We start from the raw sequence: 18,350 nt of genomic DNA, 5'->3' as shown, positions 1-18,350 counted from the left end.
CCATTTCGGCCCGTCAGCGGTCCGCGACCCCGAGGAAGCCGAACACCGCCTCGCGCAGCTCGACCCCGACCAACGCACCCCGGTGATCCCCCGCGACCTGCTGGAACCGCGCGCCCGGAACCCGGGCTACCAGCTGCTCGATCCCGTGCGCCATGAAGTCCTGCCGCCCCGCGAGAAACAACGTCGGCACCCGCGGAACGCCCGCCCCCGGATCGAACGGCTCGCTGGCCAGCCCCTCGACGAGATTCAGCAGCGACTCCGCGTCGCCCGCCGCCGCCATGGCGGTGATCGCACCGGTCAACGGATCGTCCGGCGACGGTCCCCCTCGAACAGCCTGCCGGGCGGCCCCGAGATCCACCGCCGCGAACGGTTCCTGCGGACTCAACCCGCCGAGCACCAACCGCCGCACCGACACCTTGGGATGCGCCGCGAGATCCCACGCAAGCCGAGCCCCGAGCGAATACCCGACGACGTCGACTTCCTCCGCGCCAGCACATTCCGCCAGCGCGTCCACGACCCGCGTCGCCGTGGCCTCGCAGGGGTGCGCGACCTTAGGCCCGCCAGGATGCCCCGGCAAATGCACCACAATCGTCTCGCGCCCCGCGGCCGCCAGCGGATCGGCCCAGTACTCCGCGGGCCAATCAGACGTCGCCGAAGAAGCGAACCCATGAATCAGCACCACCGGAGGCCCAGTGACGGCCCGACCGGAAAGCGTGCGAGTGACCGGAAACGCGGAAGTCATTCTCCAAGCGTAGACACAAACCCGGACCCGGTCCAGACCTCCGTGAGGGACTCCTTGAGGGAATCTGATTCCCGGAAGGAGTCCTTCACGAACTCAGAGTCCCTCAGGGTTCCCCTCAGGGTTCCCCTCACGGCCCACCCCCGACTCGGCCGCCGCCCCGAATGCGCCCCAATGCCACATTGGGTGCGTCCGACGCACCGAACGCCACATTGGTTGCGTCGCATGCACCGAACGCCACATTGGGTGCATCCCACGCACCCAATGCCACATTGGGGGCGTCGCATGCACCCAATGCCACATTGGGGCGCTAACCGCCCGCCTCGAACCCGTCGCTAATCCCCGCACCGCGCCGCACTAGTCATCCGCCGCAGCCGGCGCGCCCAACGCCACGGTGGGGCACCATCCGCACGCCGCGAACCCCCACGCAGCAAACCCGGAAGCCGCGAAAAAACCGCAGCCAGTGCACCCAAACACCGGGGGCACCCACCCCTCCCCCAACCCCGATACAAAGCCGCCCTGCGGTTCGGGGGTGCTTGTCAAGGCATCTTTCCCGCCTTGACAAGCACCCCCGAACCGTCAGCACAATCAAAATTCGGGGTGCCCCACGCAACCAAAAACGACGGCAATGTCGCCCCCCAGGGCGACGAGTCGAAACAAACGACGACTCAATCCCCAATCCGAGCTATCAACCCGTCAATATAAGCCCGATAACGCCCGGCAACCTTCCCCACCGGATGCATCAAACTAGTAACATTAGCCCCAATGGAAACCGCGATAATCTCATCCGCCAACACCCCGATCACCGCCGCATCAGTCCCCTCCCCCTTCCCCCGAGCAGCAGCGATCCGCACCGTCAACTCCGCCCGCCAGCTGTCGAGCAATTCCCGATACCGCCGAGCCAAATCCGGATTGGCCACGGAATGCTCCCACAGCACCAGCAACACCCGAGCCGAAGCGATCTGATGCTCGTCGAACGGAATAGCCGCCTCGACAAAACCCCGCAGCGACTCCACCGGGCCCAGCGAAGGATCCAATTCCGACATCCGCTGCGAAGTCTCCTGCAGCACGCTCTCGAACGTGGCCGCGATAATGCTGTCCTTGCTGGGGAAATAATGTTTGAGGGCGCCGTTGGCGAACCCGGCCGCGGTCACGATGCTGCGCATCGTGGCAGCCTCGAACCCGCCCTCGATGATCAGCTTTTTGGCGACCTCGACGATCTCCCGTCGTCGCTGGTCGTGATCGATGACCTTCGGCATGGTTACAGACTCTAACCCGTATTCTCCCGCGACGGATGTGACCCTGCTCGACCGCCAGCGGGAGCGGCGAGCCCGGAATCCGGGCAGCGGCACCGAGCCGCGAACCCGGCGAACGACCGGAGCGCTTACCCCAGCCCCAGCCGGGCCGCCCGTCTCTCCGCCTGCCGCGCGGGATCGGCCACCGGGGCGGCCAGCAGCAGTCGCTGGGTGTACGGATGCTCCGGGTTGCGGGTGACGGCAGCGGTCGGCCCGGATTCCACGATCTCTCCCTGGTACAGCACCGAAACCCGGTGGCAGATCCGGCGCACCACCCCCAGGTCGTGCGAAACGAACAGATACGACACCCCGGTCTCGCGCTGCAGTTCCAGGAACAGGTCGAGAATGGTCGCCTGCGTGGTCAGGTCGAGCGCGCTCACCGGCTCGTCGCACACGATCAGCCGCGGCCGCCGGACCAGTGCCCGCGCGATCGCGATCCGCTGCCGCTGTCCACCGGAGAACTCCCCCGGATACCGGTGCACCGCGTCGCCCGGCAGCCGCACCCGGTCGAGCATGTCGGCGACCACAGTCCGGGCGTCCGCGCGCGAGGTTCCCGCCACCACCAGCGGTTCGGCCAGGACCTCGCCGACGGTCATGGTCGGGTCCAGCGAACCGTACGGGTCCTGGAACACCACCTGGATGTCGCTCGCCAGCCGTCGTCGCGTCGCGCCCCGGGCGTGGGTGATGTCCTCGCCGTCGAAGGTGATCCGGCCGGACTCCGGCGCGGCGAGGCCCAGCACGGCTTTGCCCAAAGTGGACTTTCCCGAACCGCTTTCCCCGACCAGCCCGACGCATTCGCCCGGCTTGACGTCGAGCGAAATCCCCTTCAGCGCCCGGAAGCGCACCCGGCGGCTGAGCCGGTAGTCGACGACCAGGTCCTCGATCGCGAGAAGCGGAGCCGTCATCGCCCGGCCTCCTCTCCGGTCGCGTGGGCAAGGCCGCGCCGTTCCCAGGCTTCGTCCAATTCGTCCCGTCCTTCGGTGTCGTCCAGCGACGCGCTGATCAGCTCGGCGGTGTAGGGGTCCTCCGGCGCGCGGAAGATCCGTTCCACCGGGCCGGTTTCCACGATCCGGCCGTCCTTCATCACCACGACGCGGTCGCAGATGTCCGCGACGACGCCGAAGTTGTGCGTGACGATCACCAGCGCCATCCCGTACTCGGCCTGCAGTTCGCGCAGCAGCTCCAGCACCTCGGCCTGCACCGTCACGTCCAGCGCGGTCGTCGGCTCGTCCGCGACCAGCAGCGACGGCCGCCCGGCCACCGCGCCGGCGATCAGCACGCGCTGCGCCATGCCGCCGGAGATCTGGTGCGGGTAGCTCGCCATCACCCGGTCCGGATCGGTGAGGCCGACTTGCAGCAGCACCTCGCGCGCCCGCGCATTCGCCGCGGCCTTGTCCAGCCCGTGCACGCGGCGCAGCGGCTCGACGAGCTGGTGCCCGATCAGGTAGCACGGGTCGAGGTTCGTCATCGGTTCCTGCGGCACGTACCCGATCTCGCGGCCGAGCAGTTTCGCCCGCTCCGCCGCGTTCCCGACCTCGCGCCCGCCGACCCAGATCCCGTCCGCGACCGCGGTTCCGCCCGGCGGCAGGAGGTCGAGCACCGAGAACACCGTCTGCGTCTTGCCGGACCCGGATTCGCCGACGATCCCGAGGACCTCGCCGGGCGCCGCGTCCAGCGACACCCCGCGCACGACCTCCTTGACGCCCTTGTCGGTCGCGTAGCCGACGCGCAGGTTCTCGATCCGCAGCGCGCACTCCGCCGCCGCGTGCTCGTGCGCACCTGAAGCACCGCCGGTCCCCAAAGCGTCCGGTGCGGGAGCCGCGAGAGCCTCCCGCACCCGGGCCCGGCCGCGGCGCGTCGGCTGTTCCGCGCGGACGCTGACCAGGTCCGCGAGCGTCGAGCCGATGAACGCCAGCGCGGCAATGGTCACGCCCAGCGCGATCGACGGCCACAGCAGGATCAGCGGGTAGGTCAGCATGTTCAGGAAGCCGTCGTTCATCGTCTGGCCCCAGCTGGGCGTCGACGCCGACCCGATGCCGAGGAACTGCAGACCGGCCTGCATGCCGATGGCGAGCCCGGCGGTGAGCGCGGTCTGCACGATGATCGGCGCGTACACCGCGCGCAGCAGGTGCGTGCGCAGGATCCGCAGCGTGCCGACCCCGGCCACGCGCGCCGCGTCGATGTACGGCTCCCGGCGCACCGTCAGCGCGCGGGCGCGGGTGATCCGGTAGTAGCCGGGCGAGAGGAACACGCCGAGCGCGATCATCAGCACGGTGAAGTCCTGGCCGGTGCCGGCCGCGACGACCAGCAGCACGATCATGCCGGGCACCGACTGCAGCGCGTCGCTGATCCACGAGCAGATCCGGTCGGTCGCGCCGCCGAAGTATCCGGCGACGACACCGGTCGGCACGCCCAGCACCACGCCGGTGACGCAGGTGATCACCCCGCCGTACAGCGTGGTCCGCGCGCCGTAGAGCAGCCGGCTCAGGATGTCGCGACCGGCGGAGTCGCCGCCGAGCAGGTGCCCGTTGCCGGGTTCGGCGTGGGTGAGCGCGAAGTCGACGTGGTTCGGGTCGTACGGGGCCAGCCACGGCGCGAACACCGCAGCCAGCACGATCAGCGCGAACACGACCAGCGCGACGACGCCGACCGGACGGCGGAAGTACCGGCGCAGCAAGGAAATCCGCTTCACCGGGGCGAGCGTGGCGGGGAACGGGGCAGCGGTCATCGGTCGCGCACCTTCGGGTTGACCCACCCGAGCACGAGGTCGAGCAGGAAGTTGACGATCACGACGAACACGACGGTCACCGCGGTCAGGCCGAGCAGCACCGGGATGTCCCCGATCTGCGACGCCGACTGCGTCAGGCTGCCGATCCCCGGCAGGTTGAACACGATCTCCACGACCACCGCGCCGCCGAGCAGGCCGACGAACATCAGCGCCAGCACGGTCAGCGCGGACGGCGAAGCGTTGCGCAGCACGTGCGTCGTGACCCGGCGCGACGACAGGCCGCGCGCCCGCAGCGTACGGACGAAGTCCTGGTTGGCGACCTGGAGGAAGCCGTTGCGCAGCTGTTCGGCGATCATCACGATCGCGCCGAGCGACAGCGAGATCGACGGCAGCGCGATCGACCGCAGCCAGCCGGACACCGACTGGTCCGGCGACACGTACCCGACCGCGGGGAACCACTGCAGCTGGATCGCGAACCAGGTCACCAGCACGAGGCTGACCCAGAACCCGGGCAGCGCGAACAGCACCACCGACGCCAGCTTCAGCACCCGGTCGACCACGCCGCCGGGACGCAGCCCGCAGACGACCCCGACGAGGACGCCGAGAACCGCGGCGAGCAGCGTCGCGGCAACGACGACCGACAGCGTCACCGGCACGCGCAGCGCGATCTGTTCGCCGACCGGCTGGAAATTCCGCCAGGAAGTCCCGAAATCGCCGGTGGCCGCGTGCGACAGCCAGTCCCAGAACTGGACGAGCAGCGGCCGGTCGTACCCGATCTGGGCGCGCAGCGCCGCCTGCTGCGCGGGGGTCGCGCTGTTGCCGAGCAGCCCGGCGGTCGGGTCCCCCACCGCCGTGTGCGCCAGGAAGAACGTGCCGCTCGTGACGAGCACGAGCAGCAGGATCCCGGACACCAGGCGTTTGACGATGAATGTGAGCATGTTCCGGCTCCTCCCCGGGGCGGGTCCCTCCACTGTGGAATCTTCGGAGGGACCCGCCCCGGGACGACGGGCGCGTCAGCCGCGCTGGATGAACCGCAGCGTCGGGAACATCATGCCGGTGATCGGCGTGACGGTGATGCCCTTGACGCTGAAGTAGAGGTTGTCGGCCTGGTACCAGACGTTCCACCAGGCGAGGTCCACGAGCTTCCCGTTGAGCTCCTTGAGCGCCGCCGTCTGCTCCGGGCCGGGCTGGGCCTGCTCCGCCTTCTGCACGAGCGCCTTCACCTCCGGGAAGGCGTCCACCGACGGCTTCGGGTTGTACCACTGCGAGGAGGTGACCTGGTCAGTCAGCGTGGCCATGTCGTTGCCGTCCATCGCGATCACCGCGAGGAACATCGGGTACGTCGGCGCGTTCTTCTGGTAGTCCGGCATCGACATGTTCTGCCAGTCGACCTTGATGCCCAACTGCCCGAACGTCTGCTCGGCGGCGGGCTGCCACGCCTGGAAGATCGTGGACATCGGCATCTTCAGGCTGAACCCGTTGGGATATCCGGCTTCGGCGAGCAGCTGCTTGGCCTTCGCGAGGTCGGTCTTGTACTTGCCGTTGCCCGCCGGGTCGTAGACCTGGCTGCCGCTCGGCCACAGCTGGTCGGTGACCGTGCCGGCGTCGTTGCCGACCGCCTTGAGGATCCCGGCCGCGTCGAAGGCGTAGGAGATCGCCTGCCGCACGCGCTGGTCGCCGAGCGCCTTCACCTGGCTGCCGGTGCGGTCCGCGAACTGGACGCCGACCCACGACGCCGGCTTCTTCGCGACGTTCCAGCCGTTCTGCTGCGCCTTCGGCAGGTTGGCCGCGTTGGCGAACTGCACGTTCAGCTGACCGGACAGCATCGCGTTGAAGCTCGCCGCCTGGTCGGTGATCGGGAACAGCCGCACGGTCGGGAACGGGTAGGTGGCGCTGTCCCAGTGCTTCGCGCGCTTCTTGAAGACGTATTGCGACTGCGGTTGCGACGACGCCTTGTCGAAGGTGTACGGGCCGGAGCCGTCGGGGCCGTTGGCGAGCGAGTTGGCCTTGATCGCCTTGGGCGAAGCCATCCAGCTGCGGCCGAGACCCATGAAATACAACAGCGCGTCGTCGCGTTCGGACAGATGCAGCACGACCGTCGACGGGTCCTTTGCCTCGACGCTCTTCACGTCGGTGTAGGCCTGGCCGGACCGGGTGCCCGCCTTCAGGTGGTTGAGGTTCTCGACCGCCGCGGCGGAATCGAACTTCTGGCCGTCGTCGAACGCGACGTCGTCGCGCAGGTGCATGGTCAGGGTCAGCCGGTCGGCCGACCAGTCCCACGATTTCGCGAGCGCGGGGACCGGCTTGGCGTCCTTGTCCAAGGCGACCAGCGGGTCGTAGACCGCGGACAGGTACGGGCCGTCGAAGCCGATGTCGGCGTTGGCCGGGTCCCACGACGTCACGTCGAGGAACACGCCCGCCTTCAGCTCGTCGGTGCCCGCGCCCGCCCCGGCGGCGCCCGAGCCGGTGCATCCGGCGATCGCGAGCAGCGCCGCGGCGGCCGCCGCGAACAACGCCGCTGTCCTTGTCCTCGTCATTGAGTCCCTCTCTCAGGGTGCTGGACCGCCGGCGGGGTCGCTCGGCGCCCCGCCGGGAACGGCGGGCCTGCGAGTGCGGCCCGGCTCGCCGTGGTGCGGGATAGTCTACGATTGTCGGCTAAAAAATCAACGGGCCGGGTGCGTTTGTTATCTCCCGTGTTGCCTCCCGGCCGTGCTGCCGTTTTCAGACGGCGTCGGCGACCAGAACGCGGGGACTTCCGGGCAGCGCGAGGACATCGCATACGCGCCATCCTGCACCGTCGAGCCATTCGCGAACTTCCGCCTCCGGATAGACGACGGTTCCGTCGATCACGAAGTACTCCCCCGCGTGCAGCGCGTCGATCGGACGCTGCCGTTCGTCGTCGTCGAGGAAGAAGTCCAGCAGCAGCAACGTCGCGCCGTCCCCGGCGGCCGCGCGCGCGTTCGCCAGGATTTTCCGGTTCTGCTCCGCGGTGAACCGGTGCACTACGTGGTTCACCATCACCAGATCGTGCTCTCCGCCCGGCGTCGCGGATTCCGTCGGCGCGGGGTCGATGCTCGTACGATCCGCGTACCCGGCCGCATTCACCGCGTCGGTGATGCCTTGCGTGGACTCGGGCGCGAAAACGAAACGAGCGGTCAGTGCGGGATTCGCCCGCAACGCGCCGATCGCGAATTCCGGCGACAATCCGCCCAGATCGAGCATGCTGCGGTAGGGCGAGAAATCGAATGCGCGCGCGAGCATCGACGCGTGCAGGGCGTTGTAGCGCATGACGCCCGCCATGAACGTCGCCCAGCGGCCCTCGTCCATCTGGAGGTCGCCGGGTTTGCCACTGTCCACAGTGGTGTCGAACTGGAGCCAGTGGCCGTAGCTGATTTCGTTGAGGAAGGCCAGGAACGGCGCGAGATCCGTAGCGCCGTCCCCGCCCAGGTACTCCCGCGCGTCCTCGGCCAGCTCGTAGCGGCCCTCGGTGCGCTCCAGCAGGCCGCGCGCGTTCATCGCGTCGGCCAGGATGCGCGTCAGCTGCTCGCTCTTGCCGGTGGCGGCGGCGAGTTCCGGCGCCGTGCGCGGACCGTCGGCGAGCGCGCGGAACAAGCCGATCCGCGAGGCGGCGAACAACTGCTTCGCGCCCATGTACCCGATGGCGATGTCGACGATGCGGTCCGGCGCTGGTTTCGTCATGTGGCGGCTCCTCACGGCGTCGGGGATGCCTCTCCGGGCACCCCGGGGAGCTTTAGTCTACGCACGTCGACAAAAAACACCAGCCCCTTCACCAGGTTCCGTCGGCGGCGACTTCGCGGTCGAGCCACAACTCCTTGGTCAGCTCGCGAATCCGGTCCGCGCCGACGCGCGTCAGCAAGGAGAGCGCGCCCGCATTGTCCTCCAGCTGCGCCTGCCGCGATACGCCCACCAGGACGTTCGCGGTCGCGGGATTGGCCAGGCAGAAGGCAATTCCCAGCTGCGCGGGCGAAGCGTCCAGTTCGTTCGCGATCCGTTGCACCGCAGGCCAAGCGGCGGCGATCTTCTCCCGGATGCCGCCGACGTCGGCACCGATCTTGCGATTCGGCTTCACATTCCCGACGAGCAGCCCGCCTTCGAAAATGTCCGACGCCTGCAGGGCCAACTCTCCGGAGGCGAACAGTGGCGCATAGAACTCGCCCTCGGCCATCGACCGGCGCGCGAGCCCGTATTTGAGCTGCGCGAAAACCGGCGGCTCCAGGCCATGTTTGCGCGCGATGGCAATGGCCTTGCGCAGATCGTCAATGCGCCAATTGTTCACGCCCCACGCGCGGAACCGGCCAGCATCCATCTGCTCGGCGACGTCCGCGACGACCTGTTCGAGGTCGATCTCGCCGAAGTAGTCGCCGACCACGACCAAATCGGCCGACTCGACGCCGACGCGTTCCAGCGACGTGTTCATCTGCTGCGTGAAGCCGACCTGGGGGTAGTCCCAAAGCCAGAGTTTCCCGCAGTAGAGCCAATCTTCGCGGGCGAGACCGGCTTCGCGGACCGCCCGGCCGAAAATCTGGTCGGTCGTGGAGCCCTCGGCGTGCGGGCCCATGTCGTAGTGCGCGACGTCGAAGAAGGCGTGCCCGAGTTCGGCCGCGCGGGCGATCAGCGCGACCGCGTCGCCGAACTCCATCCGGTCCCAGGTGTTCCACGAGCCGAGCGACAACGCCGGCACGCGCGGGAACGCCGGGCCCAGTCCAGGTCGATCCGTCGCCACGATTCCTCCTGCGGTTCAAGGGATTTATTTTCTACGCTTGTATACTATAAGCCCGCGAACCTCGCTCCCGGCGAAAGGAAACGACGATGCCCGCTGCCCGTACCGTGCTGATCACCGGAGGTGCCGGCGGCATCGGCCGCGCGATCGGCGCCGCCTTCGCCGAGGCCGGCGATTCCGTGGTGCTCGCCGACCTCGACGGTGCCGAAGAAGCCGCCAAATCCCTTGGCGGACGCGGAATCCGGCTCGACATCACCGACGAGACGGCGATCTCCGCGGCGCTCGACGAGGTCGGTCCGGTCGACGTCTTGGTCAACAACGCCGGTCTGCTGAGCGTCCACGGCCGGTTGCTGGACCTGCCGGGCGCGGACCTGCTGCGCATTCTTTCGACGAACGTGCACGGCACGTTCCTGATGACGCAACTGGTCGCCCGCCGGATGGTCGAGCGCGGCGAGCCGGGGGTCGTGGTGAACCTGTCCTCGATCGGCGGACGGCAGCCGACGCCGGGCATGGGCGGCTACGAAAGCAGCAAGGCGGCGGTCGACGCGCTGACCCGGTGGGCGGCGATCGAACTGGCGGAGCACGGGATCCGGGTGAACGCGGTCGCGCCCGGCCCGGTCGCGACGCCGATGCTCGCCGCCGCGATGCCGCCCGGCTCGCCCGCGCACGACGCGTGGGTGGCGCGGATCCCGGACGGCCGGATGGCCGCGGTCGAGGACGTCGCCGCCGCGGTGGTCTTCCTGGCGAGCCCGGCCGCCGCTCACATCACCGGCACGAGCCTCCCGGTGGACGGCGGCCAGCTGCTCACCTGAAAACAGCCGTCCGTGAAGGGCTCCTTGCGGGAATCTGATTCCCGCAAGGAGCCCTTCACGGACGTTAGGCGATCGTTCCGGGCGTGCGCTCGAAGACGATCTGTCCATCCAGGACAGTCAGGTCGACTTCGACCGAGGGCAGTTCGGCAGGAGTCACCGCGAACGGGTCCGCGGACAGCACGCACAAATCGGCCGCCATCCCCGGCGCGAGCGTGCCCTTCCACGACGCGGCGCCGTCCTGCTGAGCCGGGTGCACGGTGTAGCAGCGAAGCAGGGTTTCCATCCGCTGCCGCACGTCCTCCGCGGGCCCCATCCACTGGTCCGCGGCCGCGATTTCCTTGCGCCAGTCCGGCGGGAGCACCGGAGCGTCGGAGGTCAGGCACAGCGGGATCCCGGCGTCCAGCGCCTCCTGCAGCGGCCACGCGGTCGCCGAACTGCCCTCCCCCAGCGCCGCGTCGACCACCGAGGCGGTCCGCACCGCGATCCCGGCCTGGGCGGACAGCCCGACCCCCAGCCGGGCCATCCGCTTGAGCTGCGCGGTGTTCACCAGGTCGCCGTGGATGACGTAGTGGCCGAGGTCGACGTCCCGTTCTTCCCGGGCCTGTTCGACGGCGTCCAGCATCAGCTCGATCGCCCGGTCGCCGGTCGCGTGCACGCCGACCTGCAGTCCCGCCTCGTGCGCGGTGCGGACCATCCGGGTGAAGTTCTCCTCGCGTTCCGGGTCGTCCGCGCCGCCGACGAGCAGGTGCGCGTGGCTGCCGTCGGCGTAGCAGTGGTGGGTGTAGGCCGAGCGCATCGGCGGGATGCCGTCGGCGAAGATCTTCACCCCGCGGAAGTTCAGCCGGAGCGGGTCGCCGCCCGGTCCGTCCACTGTGGCCAGTCCGGCGCGGAAGTTGTCGAACGTGCTCGGACCGTCGAGTTCGCCGTACAGCCAGAGCGCGGTCACCCTCGCCCGCAGCAGTCCTTCGGCGGCCAGTTCCCGGTACTGCTCGACGACGGACATGCCGAACGCGCCGATGTGCCCGTCGTCCTCCCCCGGGCCGAGACCGGGTTCGGTGTAGCTCGTAATGCCCAGCGCGGCAAGGATTCCGCCCGCGCGGAGGATGGCCGCCCGGCGTTCGGCGGCGGTGCGCAGCGGCTTTTCCGGACCGGGCCCGGGCGCGCCGTCGTCGGCGAACAGGGTGTCCGGCCACAGCGCGCCGAGCCAGGCGCCGTGCAGGTGCGCGTCGTTGATGCCCGGCAGCACCGCGCGGTCGCCGAGGTCGAGCACTTGCGTGCCGGGGCCGATCAGCTCCCGCACCTCGGCGTCGGTTCCGGCGCGCAGCACGCGTCCGTCCCGCACGGCCAGCGCGGTCGCGGGCGCGGCGCCGGCCATGGTGTGCACCGCCGCTGCCCGCAAGACGAGATCCGCAACTGAGGTCGGCACAGGCGCTCCTGGAGGGATTCGGGGACTCGACATTTTTGTCGACGTCCGTAGACTAACCCATCACACGGCCCCGCAGGGCCCGCCAGTCCCCCGGAAAGGTTTCCCATGACCGTCCCGACTTCCACCCGCGCCGCGGTGCTGACCGAGCACGGCGCGCCGCTGGAGCTGACCGAACTCCCGCTGCCCGCCGAGCTCGAAGCGGGCGCGGCGCTGGTCCGCGTCTCGTGCGCGACGCTGTGCGGCACGGACGTGGAGATCTGGTCCGGGAAGATGAGTTTCCCGGGCATGCTGCCGATGGTGCTGGGCCACGAAATGGTCGGCGAAGTCGTGGCGACCGGACCGGACACGCGCGACGCGCTCGGCCGGGCGATCGCGGTCGGCGCGCGGATCGGATGGTCGGAATCGACCTGCGGCGAGTGTTACGGCTGCACTGTGCTGCGCGAACCGGTCGCGTGCTCACGGCGCGGCTACGGATTCCTGCAGCGGTCCGACGTCGCGCCGTTCGCGACCGCCGGCCTGTGCGAGTACGCCTACGTCGTCCCAGGAGCGGCGAAGCTGCTGCTGCCCGCCGAGGTGCCCGACACCTGGGCGGCGATGGCCGGATGCGCGGCGAAAACCGTGCTGCGCGCGTTCGACCGCGTCGGCGGCGTCCGGCCCGGGTCCCGCGTGGTGGTGCAGGGATCCGGCGCGCTGGGCCTGTTCGCGACCGCGGTCGCGCACCTCAGCGGGGCGGGCAGGGTCCTCACCGTCGGCGCTCCGGCGGCGCGGCTGGAGCTGGCGAAGGAATTCGGGGCCGACGACGTGGTCGACGTCGCGGGCGGTTCGGACGCGATCGTCGAACGCGTCACCGAACTCACCGGCGGACACGGCGGCGACCTCGTGTTGGACTTCGCCGGCGCGCCGTCGATCGGCCGCGAGGCGGTCGCGATGGCGGCGCAGCGCGGACGGGTCGTGATCGTCGGCAGCACCGGGCCGGAGCCGACGCCGGTCCCGCTCGGCACGGTGATGGGCAAGGAACTGACCGTCGTCGGTTCGCTCAACGGCGACATCGCCGACTACCACCACGCGATCGAGTTCTTCGGTTCGTTCGCCTCCCGGATGCCGTGGGACCGGCTGTTCGGCGCCCCGGTCGGGCTGTCCGGCGCGAGCGAGCGGATCGAGGCCATGCACCGGCTGGACGAGACGAAAGCCGTCGTCGACCCGCGTCTGCCCTGACCGACCGTTTCCTTACGAGCCAAGGAGGTCTCGTGTCCGCATCCTCGCCCCTGCCGCGCCGCAAGGTCGGCACGTCCGGTTTGGACGTTTCGCTGCTGTCGCTCGGTTCGTGGCACACCTACGACCGGATGGACTTCGCCGACGCCGTCGCGATGATCCGCGCCGCGGTCGAGGCCGGCGTGAACCTGTTCGACGTCGGCGTCTACGGCATGCCCGGCCACCCGCCGGTGTTCACCGACGTGCTCTGGAGCGCGATCGTCCGCGCCGCCCGCGTCCCGCGCGAGGACTACCTGGTCTCGGCGAAGCTGTGGATCGAAGGCTTCGGCGGCCAGGGATTCCGGCCGCAGCTGGAAAACGCGTTCCTGCGCGGCGGCTTCGACGTCGCGGACCTGGTGATCCTCGGCGACCTTCGCCGGGACGACGTCGCGCTGGAGGACCTGGTCGAAGACCTCGCCGGGCTGACCCGCTCCGGGCTGATCCGCGCGTGGGGCGTCAACAACTGGTCGGCCGGGAACATCGCGCGGCTGCGCGAGATCGCCGAAGCCCTGCAGGTGCCGGGTCCGCAGATCGCGCAGCTGAAGTACAGCATCGGCCGCCGGTCCATTCCGGACGGCGAGCCGTTCGCCCGGCTGTTCGCCGACGGTTTCGTCATGCAGGCCTCGGATGTCCTCGAAGGCGGCATCCTCGCCGGGCGCACCAAGCTGACCCGCGAGATCGGCCGCGACCCCGGCGACGTCCGCAAGCGCATCACCCGCGACGCCGCCAAGGTCGTGAAGGTCGCGGAGGAACTCGGCACCAGCGCCGCACGGCTCGCGGTCGCGTTCACGCTGACGCATCCGGCGAACGTCACGACACTCTTCGGCGCGACCCGGATGGAACAACTGGAGGACAACCTCGCCGCGGTCGAACTGGTCGAGCAGGTCGGGGCCGAGCAGATCCGGGCGCTGGTGGAGCCGTTCTGGGCGGACCGCGACGCCGTCGATCCCGAAGGCCCCTGACTCCCCGCTCGACGTCTGCGAGGGGAACCCTGAAGGACTCTGAGTTCCCCTCCCGGACCGCGACTCGATTCCCCCGCCCGGCCCGAGGAGGCTGCCTTGACCTATCCCCCCGTCCCCTTCGATCCGGAGATCGAGCCCGCGCTCGCCGAGATCGTCCCGGCCGACGCGCCGCCGTTCACTCCCGAGACGATCCCCGGCCTGCGCCGCGCGATGGCCGAGATGTTCCCGCCCGCCGCGGAAGTCGTCGGCGACGCCCCGGTGACCGTCGTCGAACAGACCATCCCCGGCCCGGAAGGCGCGCCGGAGCTGGAAATCACCATTCTCTCCCCGCACGAGAGCGACGGCGCGCTGCCGGCGCTGTACAACATCCACGGCGGCGGCATGATGGTCGGCCACCGCAACATGGACGTGGGCCGGTTGCTGGCGCTGGTGCTGGAGCTGAACGTCGTCGCGGTGAACGTCGAATACCGGCTCGCGCCCGAGCATCCGCACCCCGCGCCGGTCGAGGACTGCTACGCCGGTCTCGTGTGGACAGTCGAGCACGCCGACGAACTCGGCATCGACCCGGCGCGCGTCGTGGTGATGGGCGGCAGCGCGGGCGGCGGTCTCGCCGCGGCGGTCTCGCTCCTCGCCCGTGACCGGAAAGGCCCGGCCATCGCGGGCCAGCTGCTGCTGTGCCCGATGATCGACGACCGCAACACGACCGTCGCGAGCCAGCAGTACCCCGGCCTGGGCACGTGGACGCGGGAGTCGAACCTGGCGGGCTGGAAGTCCCTGCTGGGCGACGCGGTCGGCACCGACGACGTCTCCCCCTACGCCGCCCCGGCGCGCGCGACCGACCTGTCCGGTCTGCCCCCGGCGTTCATCGAGGTCGGCAGCGCGGAACCGTTCCGCGACGAGGACACCGAGTACGCGCTGCGGATCTGGGCGACCGGCGGGCAGGCCGAACTGCACGTGTGGGCGGGCGCCTTCCACGGGTTCGACATGTACGTGCCGGACTGGCCGATCAGCAAGGCCGCGCTCGAAACTCGCAACTCGTGGCTGCGGCGGATCTTCGGGAAGGCCGGGAAATGAGCGTCCCGCCGGTGCCCTACGACCCGGAGCTGGAGCCCGGCCTCGCCGCGTTCCTCGACCTGGTCGAGCGCATCCCGCTGCGCGCCGACACGATCCTGGCCAACCGCGCGCATTTCGCGACGATCATCCCGCCCGCCGAGCAGATCGTCGGCGACCGCCCGGTCGAGCTGACCGAGCACACCGTCCCCGGGCCTGAGGGCGCACCCGACATCGTGCTCACCGTCGTGCGCCCCTCCGGGGGAGTCCGCAACGCGCCCGCGCTGTACAGCATCCACGGCGGCGGAATGGTGCTGGGCAATCGATTCTTCGGTCTGGACGGGCTGATCAACGACGTCCTGGAGTTCGGCGCGGTCGGCATCTCGGTGGAATACCGGCTGGCTCCGGAAAACCCCGCCCCGGCCGCCGTGGAGGACTGCTACGCCGGTCTGCTGTGGACAGTCGAGCACGCCGACGAACTCGGCATCGACCCGGCGCGCATCGTCGTCACCGGCGCCAGTGCGGGCGGCGGTCTCGCGGCCGGGGTCGCCCTGCTGGCCCGGGACCGCAACGGCCCGGCCATCGCCGGACAGCTGCTGGCGTGCCCGATGCTCGACGACCGCAACGAGTCCGTGTCGACCCGGCAGTACGACGGAATCGGCGCCTGGGACCGGAACAACAACGACACCGGCTGGGACGCTCTGCTCGGCCCAGCACGAGGCACCGACGCCGCCTCGCCGTACGCGGTCCCGGCGCGGATGACCGATCTCTCCGGCCTCCCGCCCGCGTACCTGGACGTCGGAGCCGCGGAGATCTTCCGCGACGAGACGACCGAGTACGCGCTGCGGATCTGGGCGACCGGCGGGCAGGCGGAATTGCACGTCTGGGCGGGCGGTTACCACGGTTTCGCCGGTTTCTCCCCCGACGCGGAGGTCTCCCGGTCGGCAGTCGCGACCCGGCTTTCGTGGCTGCGCCGGATCCTGCGCGCCGGATGAAGCAAGTCCCCGCCGAAGCGGGCCCGGTCGAACCGGTGCTGCCGAAAAAACGCCCGGGCGCGCTCCGGATGGCAGTCGTGCTGGGACTGCTGGAGGTCTTCGGTCCGATCTCGATGGACCTCTATCTGCCCGCGCTCCCCCGGCTCGCCGACGATCTCCGGGCCGGCCAGAGCCTCGCGCAGGCGACCATGTCGGTCTGCATGCTCGGCCTCGCCTTCGGCCAGCTCGTGGTCGGCCCGCTGAGCGACCGGTTCGGCCGGCGGCGTCCGCTGCTGATCGGGATCGGGTTGTTCACCGTTCTGTCGGTGGTGTGCGCGTTCGCGCCGTCGATCGAGGTGCTGCTCGCGGCTCGGTTCCTGCAAGGTCTGTGCGGGTCGGCCGGAATCGTGCTGTCGCTGGCTGTCGCGCGAGATCTCGCCGAAGGCGTCGAGCTGGTGCGGCTGCTGGCGTTGCTGACCACTGTCGGGGCGCTGGCCCCGATCGTCGCGCCGGTGCTCGGCGGCCAGCTGGCAGCGGTCATCGGCTGGCGCGGGATTTTCGGCGTGCTGGCCGGGATCGGGGCGGCGTTGCTGGTCGTCGCCGCGACTGCGTTGCCGGAGAGCCTGCCGCCCGCGGCGAGACATCCGCGCAAGGGCCGTGGCGAGTTCCGGATCTTGCTGAAAGACCCGCTGTTCCTGGGTTTTCTGCTGGTGAGCACCTGTGGCGGGGCGGCGTTCTTCACCTACCTGGCGTCGATCAGTTTCGTGCTGCAGGACGGATTCTCGTTGTCGCCGCAGCTGTTCAGCGCGTGTTTCGCGGCGAACGCGGTGATGTCGGTGCTCGGCGCGCAGGTCAACCGCGCGGCGGTGCGGCGTGCCGGGCCGGTCCGGATGTACGTCCTGGGCACGACCTTCACCGCCGCGGCGGCAGTGACGATGCTGGGCGCGGTGTGGTTCGGGGCCGGGCTGGCGGCGTTGCTGATTCCGTTGGCGCTGTTGATGTTCGCGGGCGGGACCACGCAGGCCAACGGCAACGCACTCGCCCTGGCCAACCACGGCCAGCGCGCCGGAACCGCGGCGGCGCTGCTCGGGACGTCATCGTTCGCGATCGGGCCGATCGTCGCGCCGCTGGTGTCGCTGGGCGGGACGACGCCGTTGTCGATGAGCCTCACCATGACAGTGGCGTACGGCATCGCGACCGTTCTGCTGTGGCTGGCGGTGCTGCCGCGGCTGCGCCGGTCAGGGACGGCCTGATTCGAACACGAGCTGACCGTCCTCCTCTCCGACCTCCCGGAAACCCGCTTTCTCGAGCACCCGGCGACTCGCCGCGTTGCCCGGCAGCACGTACGCCCGCAGCTCGGGCGCGAGAGCGGGTTCCGGGTGGTCGGCGTGCCACTGCCGGAGCGCCCGCGTCAGCTCAGTGGCCAGGCCCGCGCCCCACGCCGCGCGCGTCAGCAGATAGCCGACTTCCCGGTGCCCGCTGCGGTGCGCGAGGCCGAACCCAGCGCGCCCGAGAAATCCCGACGCGCCTTCGACGCGCCACTTCGACCAGCCTCGCGCCCGGTGTTCGGCGATGAACTTCTCCAGCCGTGCGCGGGTCGCCGCGCGGGCCTGCGGACCGGTCGTCAGGTGCTGCATCACCACGCCGTCGGCGTGCAGGGCAGCGAGGTCGTCCAGGTCCCCGAGCAGCCAGGTGGTCAGCCGCAGCCGCTGCGTGCGGAGGATTTCTTCCCGGACAGTCACCAGCCGGGGTGGTACGGCGCGGGCGGGGTTTTCGGTTTCAGCCATGCGCCGGTCGCCCGGTGCGCGGCCAGCACCAGCGCGGCGACCGGGACGATCAGCCACAGGAAGCCGCTCGGGAACGTCATCTGCAGGGTCGGCGGGGCGCTCTTGCGGACAAAGCTGGACCCGAGGCCGACGAGCATGAAGACGACGATGTCCAGGATCGCCAGGCTGCTGCCGACGAGCACGCAGATCCGGCCCGCCGGGGAACGCTTGAACAGGCCGATCGCGCCGGCGACCGTCAGCGCCGCGATCGCCAGGTCCGCGGCGCCGACGATCCCGTTGGACAGCAGCCGGCTCGAGGACGGATGGCCGATCATCCGGACCACCGCCACGACGAAGCCGATCGTGCCCACCAGGCCGATCACCGAGGACAACGTCGCCGCGGCGACCGCGGTGGCCCCGAAATACGCGGTCGGCTGCGGCGGCTGCGCCGGGAACTGGCCGCTGTACGCGGATTGCTGCCCGCCGTAAGCAGGCGGCAACGGCGAGTACTGCTGCGGCTCCGTGCCGGGATACGGCTGCGGCGGTTGCGTCACGACGGCGGTTCCTCCGGTTTCAGGAAGACATTCCGCGCCCATCCTGCCAGGT

At 70.1% G+C, this 18,350-nt stretch carries 17 protein-coding genes; 6 read left to right on the top strand and 11 right to left on the bottom strand.

The annotated features are described in order from the left end of the window. Positions 1 to 13: 13 nt before the first annotated feature. From CU254_RS18515 to CU254_RS18480, 8 genes are all read right to left on the bottom strand, one after another. On the bottom strand, positions 14 to 742 hold the full coding sequence (locus tag CU254_RS18515) for an alpha/beta fold hydrolase (RefSeq protein WP_009078269.1): 729 nt from the start codon (positions 740 to 742) through the stop codon (positions 14 to 16). Between the two features lie 665 nt (positions 743 to 1,407). Beyond that, positions 1,408 to 1,998 (bottom strand): TetR/AcrR family transcriptional regulator, encoded by a 591-nt coding sequence (locus tag CU254_RS18510; protein WP_037714096.1) that lies wholly within the window; start codon positions 1,996 to 1,998, stop codon positions 1,408 to 1,410. 125 nt (positions 1,999 to 2,123) lie between these two features. Then, on the bottom strand, positions 2,124 to 2,939 hold the full coding sequence (locus tag CU254_RS18505; protein ID WP_009078267.1) for an ABC transporter ATP-binding protein: 816 nt from the start codon (positions 2,937 to 2,939) through the stop codon (positions 2,124 to 2,126). After that, a complete protein-coding gene (locus CU254_RS18500; RefSeq protein ID WP_037714094.1) occupies positions 2,936 to 4,762 on the bottom strand; it encodes a dipeptide/oligopeptide/nickel ABC transporter permease/ATP-binding protein in 1,827 nt (608 codons plus the stop codon). Before CU254_RS18500 ends, CU254_RS18505 begins: the two co-directional genes overlap by 4 nt. Further along, positions 4,759 to 5,700, bottom strand: a complete 942-nt coding sequence (locus CU254_RS18495) for an ABC transporter permease (RefSeq protein ID WP_037714092.1) — start codon at positions 5,698 to 5,700, stop codon at positions 4,759 to 4,761. The genes CU254_RS18500 and CU254_RS18495 overlap by 4 nt, the downstream gene beginning before the upstream one ends. A gap of 75 nt (positions 5,701 to 5,775) precedes the next feature. Beyond that, positions 5,776 to 7,299 (bottom strand): ABC transporter substrate-binding protein, encoded by a 1,524-nt coding sequence (locus CU254_RS18490; RefSeq protein WP_009078261.1) that lies wholly within the window; start codon positions 7,297 to 7,299, stop codon positions 5,776 to 5,778. Positions 7,300 to 7,483: 184 nt separating this feature from the next. Next, the gene (locus CU254_RS18485; protein ID WP_037714089.1) at positions 7,484 to 8,461 is read right to left on the bottom strand and encodes a methyltransferase dimerization domain-containing protein; all 978 of its coding nucleotides are present in this window, start codon (positions 8,459 to 8,461) and stop codon (positions 7,484 to 7,486) included. Between the two features lie 88 nt (positions 8,462 to 8,549). Next, a complete protein-coding gene (locus CU254_RS18480) occupies positions 8,550 to 9,506 on the bottom strand; it encodes an aldo/keto reductase (protein ID WP_009078258.1) in 957 nt (318 codons plus the stop codon). A gap of 86 nt (positions 9,507 to 9,592) precedes the next feature. Between CU254_RS18480 and CU254_RS18475 the strand changes: the two genes are divergently transcribed. Beyond that, positions 9,593 to 10,315: an SDR family NAD(P)-dependent oxidoreductase gene (locus CU254_RS18475; RefSeq protein ID WP_009078257.1), complete on the top strand. Its 723-nt coding sequence runs from the start codon at positions 9,593 to 9,595 to the stop codon at positions 10,313 to 10,315. 64 nt (positions 10,316 to 10,379) lie between these two features. Here the strand turns inward: CU254_RS18475 and CU254_RS18470 are convergent, their stop codons facing one another. Next, positions 10,380 to 11,741 (bottom strand): amidohydrolase, encoded by a 1,362-nt coding sequence (locus CU254_RS18470; protein ID WP_100266825.1) that lies wholly within the window; start codon positions 11,739 to 11,741, stop codon positions 10,380 to 10,382. Positions 11,742 to 11,846: 105 nt separating this feature from the next. Here CU254_RS18470 and CU254_RS18465 point away from each other — a divergent pair, with 105 nt between their 5' ends. The 5 genes from CU254_RS18465 to CU254_RS18445 all read left to right on the top strand — a co-directional run bounded on the left by CU254_RS18465 (position 11,847) and on the right by CU254_RS18445 (position 17,231). Beyond that, on the top strand, positions 11,847 to 12,956 hold the full coding sequence (locus CU254_RS18465; RefSeq protein WP_009078254.1) for a zinc-binding dehydrogenase: 1,110 nt from the start codon (positions 11,847 to 11,849) through the stop codon (positions 12,954 to 12,956). Between the two features lie 32 nt (positions 12,957 to 12,988). Beyond that, on the top strand, positions 12,989 to 13,954 hold the full coding sequence (locus CU254_RS18460) for an aldo/keto reductase (RefSeq protein WP_009078253.1): 966 nt from the start codon (positions 12,989 to 12,991) through the stop codon (positions 13,952 to 13,954). 96 nt (positions 13,955 to 14,050) lie between these two features. After that, positions 14,051 to 15,028, top strand: a complete 978-nt coding sequence (locus CU254_RS18455) for an alpha/beta hydrolase (protein WP_009078252.1) — start codon at positions 14,051 to 14,053, stop codon at positions 15,026 to 15,028. Continuing rightward, entirely contained in the window at positions 15,025 to 15,999 is a 975-nt protein-coding gene (locus CU254_RS18450) for an alpha/beta hydrolase (RefSeq protein WP_009078251.1), read from the top strand. The genes CU254_RS18455 and CU254_RS18450 overlap by 4 nt, the downstream gene beginning before the upstream one ends. Beyond that, on the top strand, positions 15,996 to 17,231 hold the full coding sequence (locus tag CU254_RS18445; RefSeq protein WP_009078250.1) for a multidrug effflux MFS transporter: 1,236 nt from the start codon (positions 15,996 to 15,998) through the stop codon (positions 17,229 to 17,231). Before CU254_RS18450 ends, CU254_RS18445 begins: the two co-directional genes overlap by 4 nt. Here the strand turns inward: CU254_RS18445 and CU254_RS18440 are convergent. Further along, positions 17,217 to 17,720 (bottom strand): GNAT family N-acetyltransferase, encoded by a 504-nt coding sequence (locus CU254_RS18440; protein WP_037714086.1) that lies wholly within the window; start codon positions 17,718 to 17,720, stop codon positions 17,217 to 17,219. The two genes, CU254_RS18445 and CU254_RS18440, sit on opposite strands and share 15 nt — an antisense overlap. Continuing rightward, positions 17,717 to 18,298 (bottom strand): hypothetical protein, encoded by a 582-nt coding sequence (locus CU254_RS18435; protein ID WP_037714084.1) that lies wholly within the window; start codon positions 18,296 to 18,298, stop codon positions 17,717 to 17,719. The genes CU254_RS18440 and CU254_RS18435 overlap by 4 nt, the downstream gene beginning before the upstream one ends. Positions 18,299 to 18,350 lie beyond the last annotated feature (52 nt).

This window comes from Amycolatopsis sp. AA4 (assembly GCF_002796545.1).
In the GTDB taxonomy this organism is placed as follows: Bacteria; Actinomycetota; Actinomycetes; order Mycobacteriales; family Pseudonocardiaceae; genus Amycolatopsis.
This window is presented reverse-complemented; position numbering and strand designations above follow the sequence as displayed.

Excerpts from the sequence above, each read along its gene's own strand:
- CU254_RS18515 (WP_009078269.1), bottom strand. The coding sequence starts at position 742 with ATGACTTCCGCGTTTCCGGTCACTCGCACGCTTTCCGGTCGGGCCGTC.
- CU254_RS18510 (WP_037714096.1), bottom strand. The coding sequence starts at position 1,998 with ATGCCGAAGGTCATCGATCACGACCAGCGACGACGGGAGATCGTCGAG.
- CU254_RS18505 (WP_009078267.1), bottom strand. The coding sequence starts at position 2,939 with ATGACGGCTCCGCTTCTCGCGATCGAGGACCTGGTCGTCGACTACCGG.
- CU254_RS18500 (WP_037714094.1), bottom strand. The coding sequence starts at position 4,762 with ATGACCGCTGCCCCGTTCCCCGCCACGCTCGCCCCGGTGAAGCGGATT.
- CU254_RS18495 (WP_037714092.1), bottom strand. The coding sequence starts at position 5,700 with ATGCTCACATTCATCGTCAAACGCCTGGTGTCCGGGATCCTGCTGCTC.
- CU254_RS18490 (WP_009078261.1), bottom strand. The coding sequence starts at position 7,299 with ATGACGAGGACAAGGACAGCGGCGTTGTTCGCGGCGGCCGCCGCGGCG.
- CU254_RS18485 (WP_037714089.1), bottom strand. The coding sequence starts at position 8,461 with ATGACGAAACCAGCGCCGGACCGCATCGTCGACATCGCCATCGGGTAC.
- CU254_RS18475 (WP_009078257.1), top strand. The coding sequence starts at position 9,593 with ATGCCCGCTGCCCGTACCGTGCTGATCACCGGAGGTGCCGGCGGCATC.
- CU254_RS18465 (WP_009078254.1), top strand. The coding sequence starts at position 11,847 with ATGACCGTCCCGACTTCCACCCGCGCCGCGGTGCTGACCGAGCACGGC.
- CU254_RS18450 (WP_009078251.1), top strand. The coding sequence starts at position 15,025 with ATGAGCGTCCCGCCGGTGCCCTACGACCCGGAGCTGGAGCCCGGCCTC.
- CU254_RS18445 (WP_009078250.1), top strand. The coding sequence starts at position 15,996 with ATGAAGCAAGTCCCCGCCGAAGCGGGCCCGGTCGAACCGGTGCTGCCG.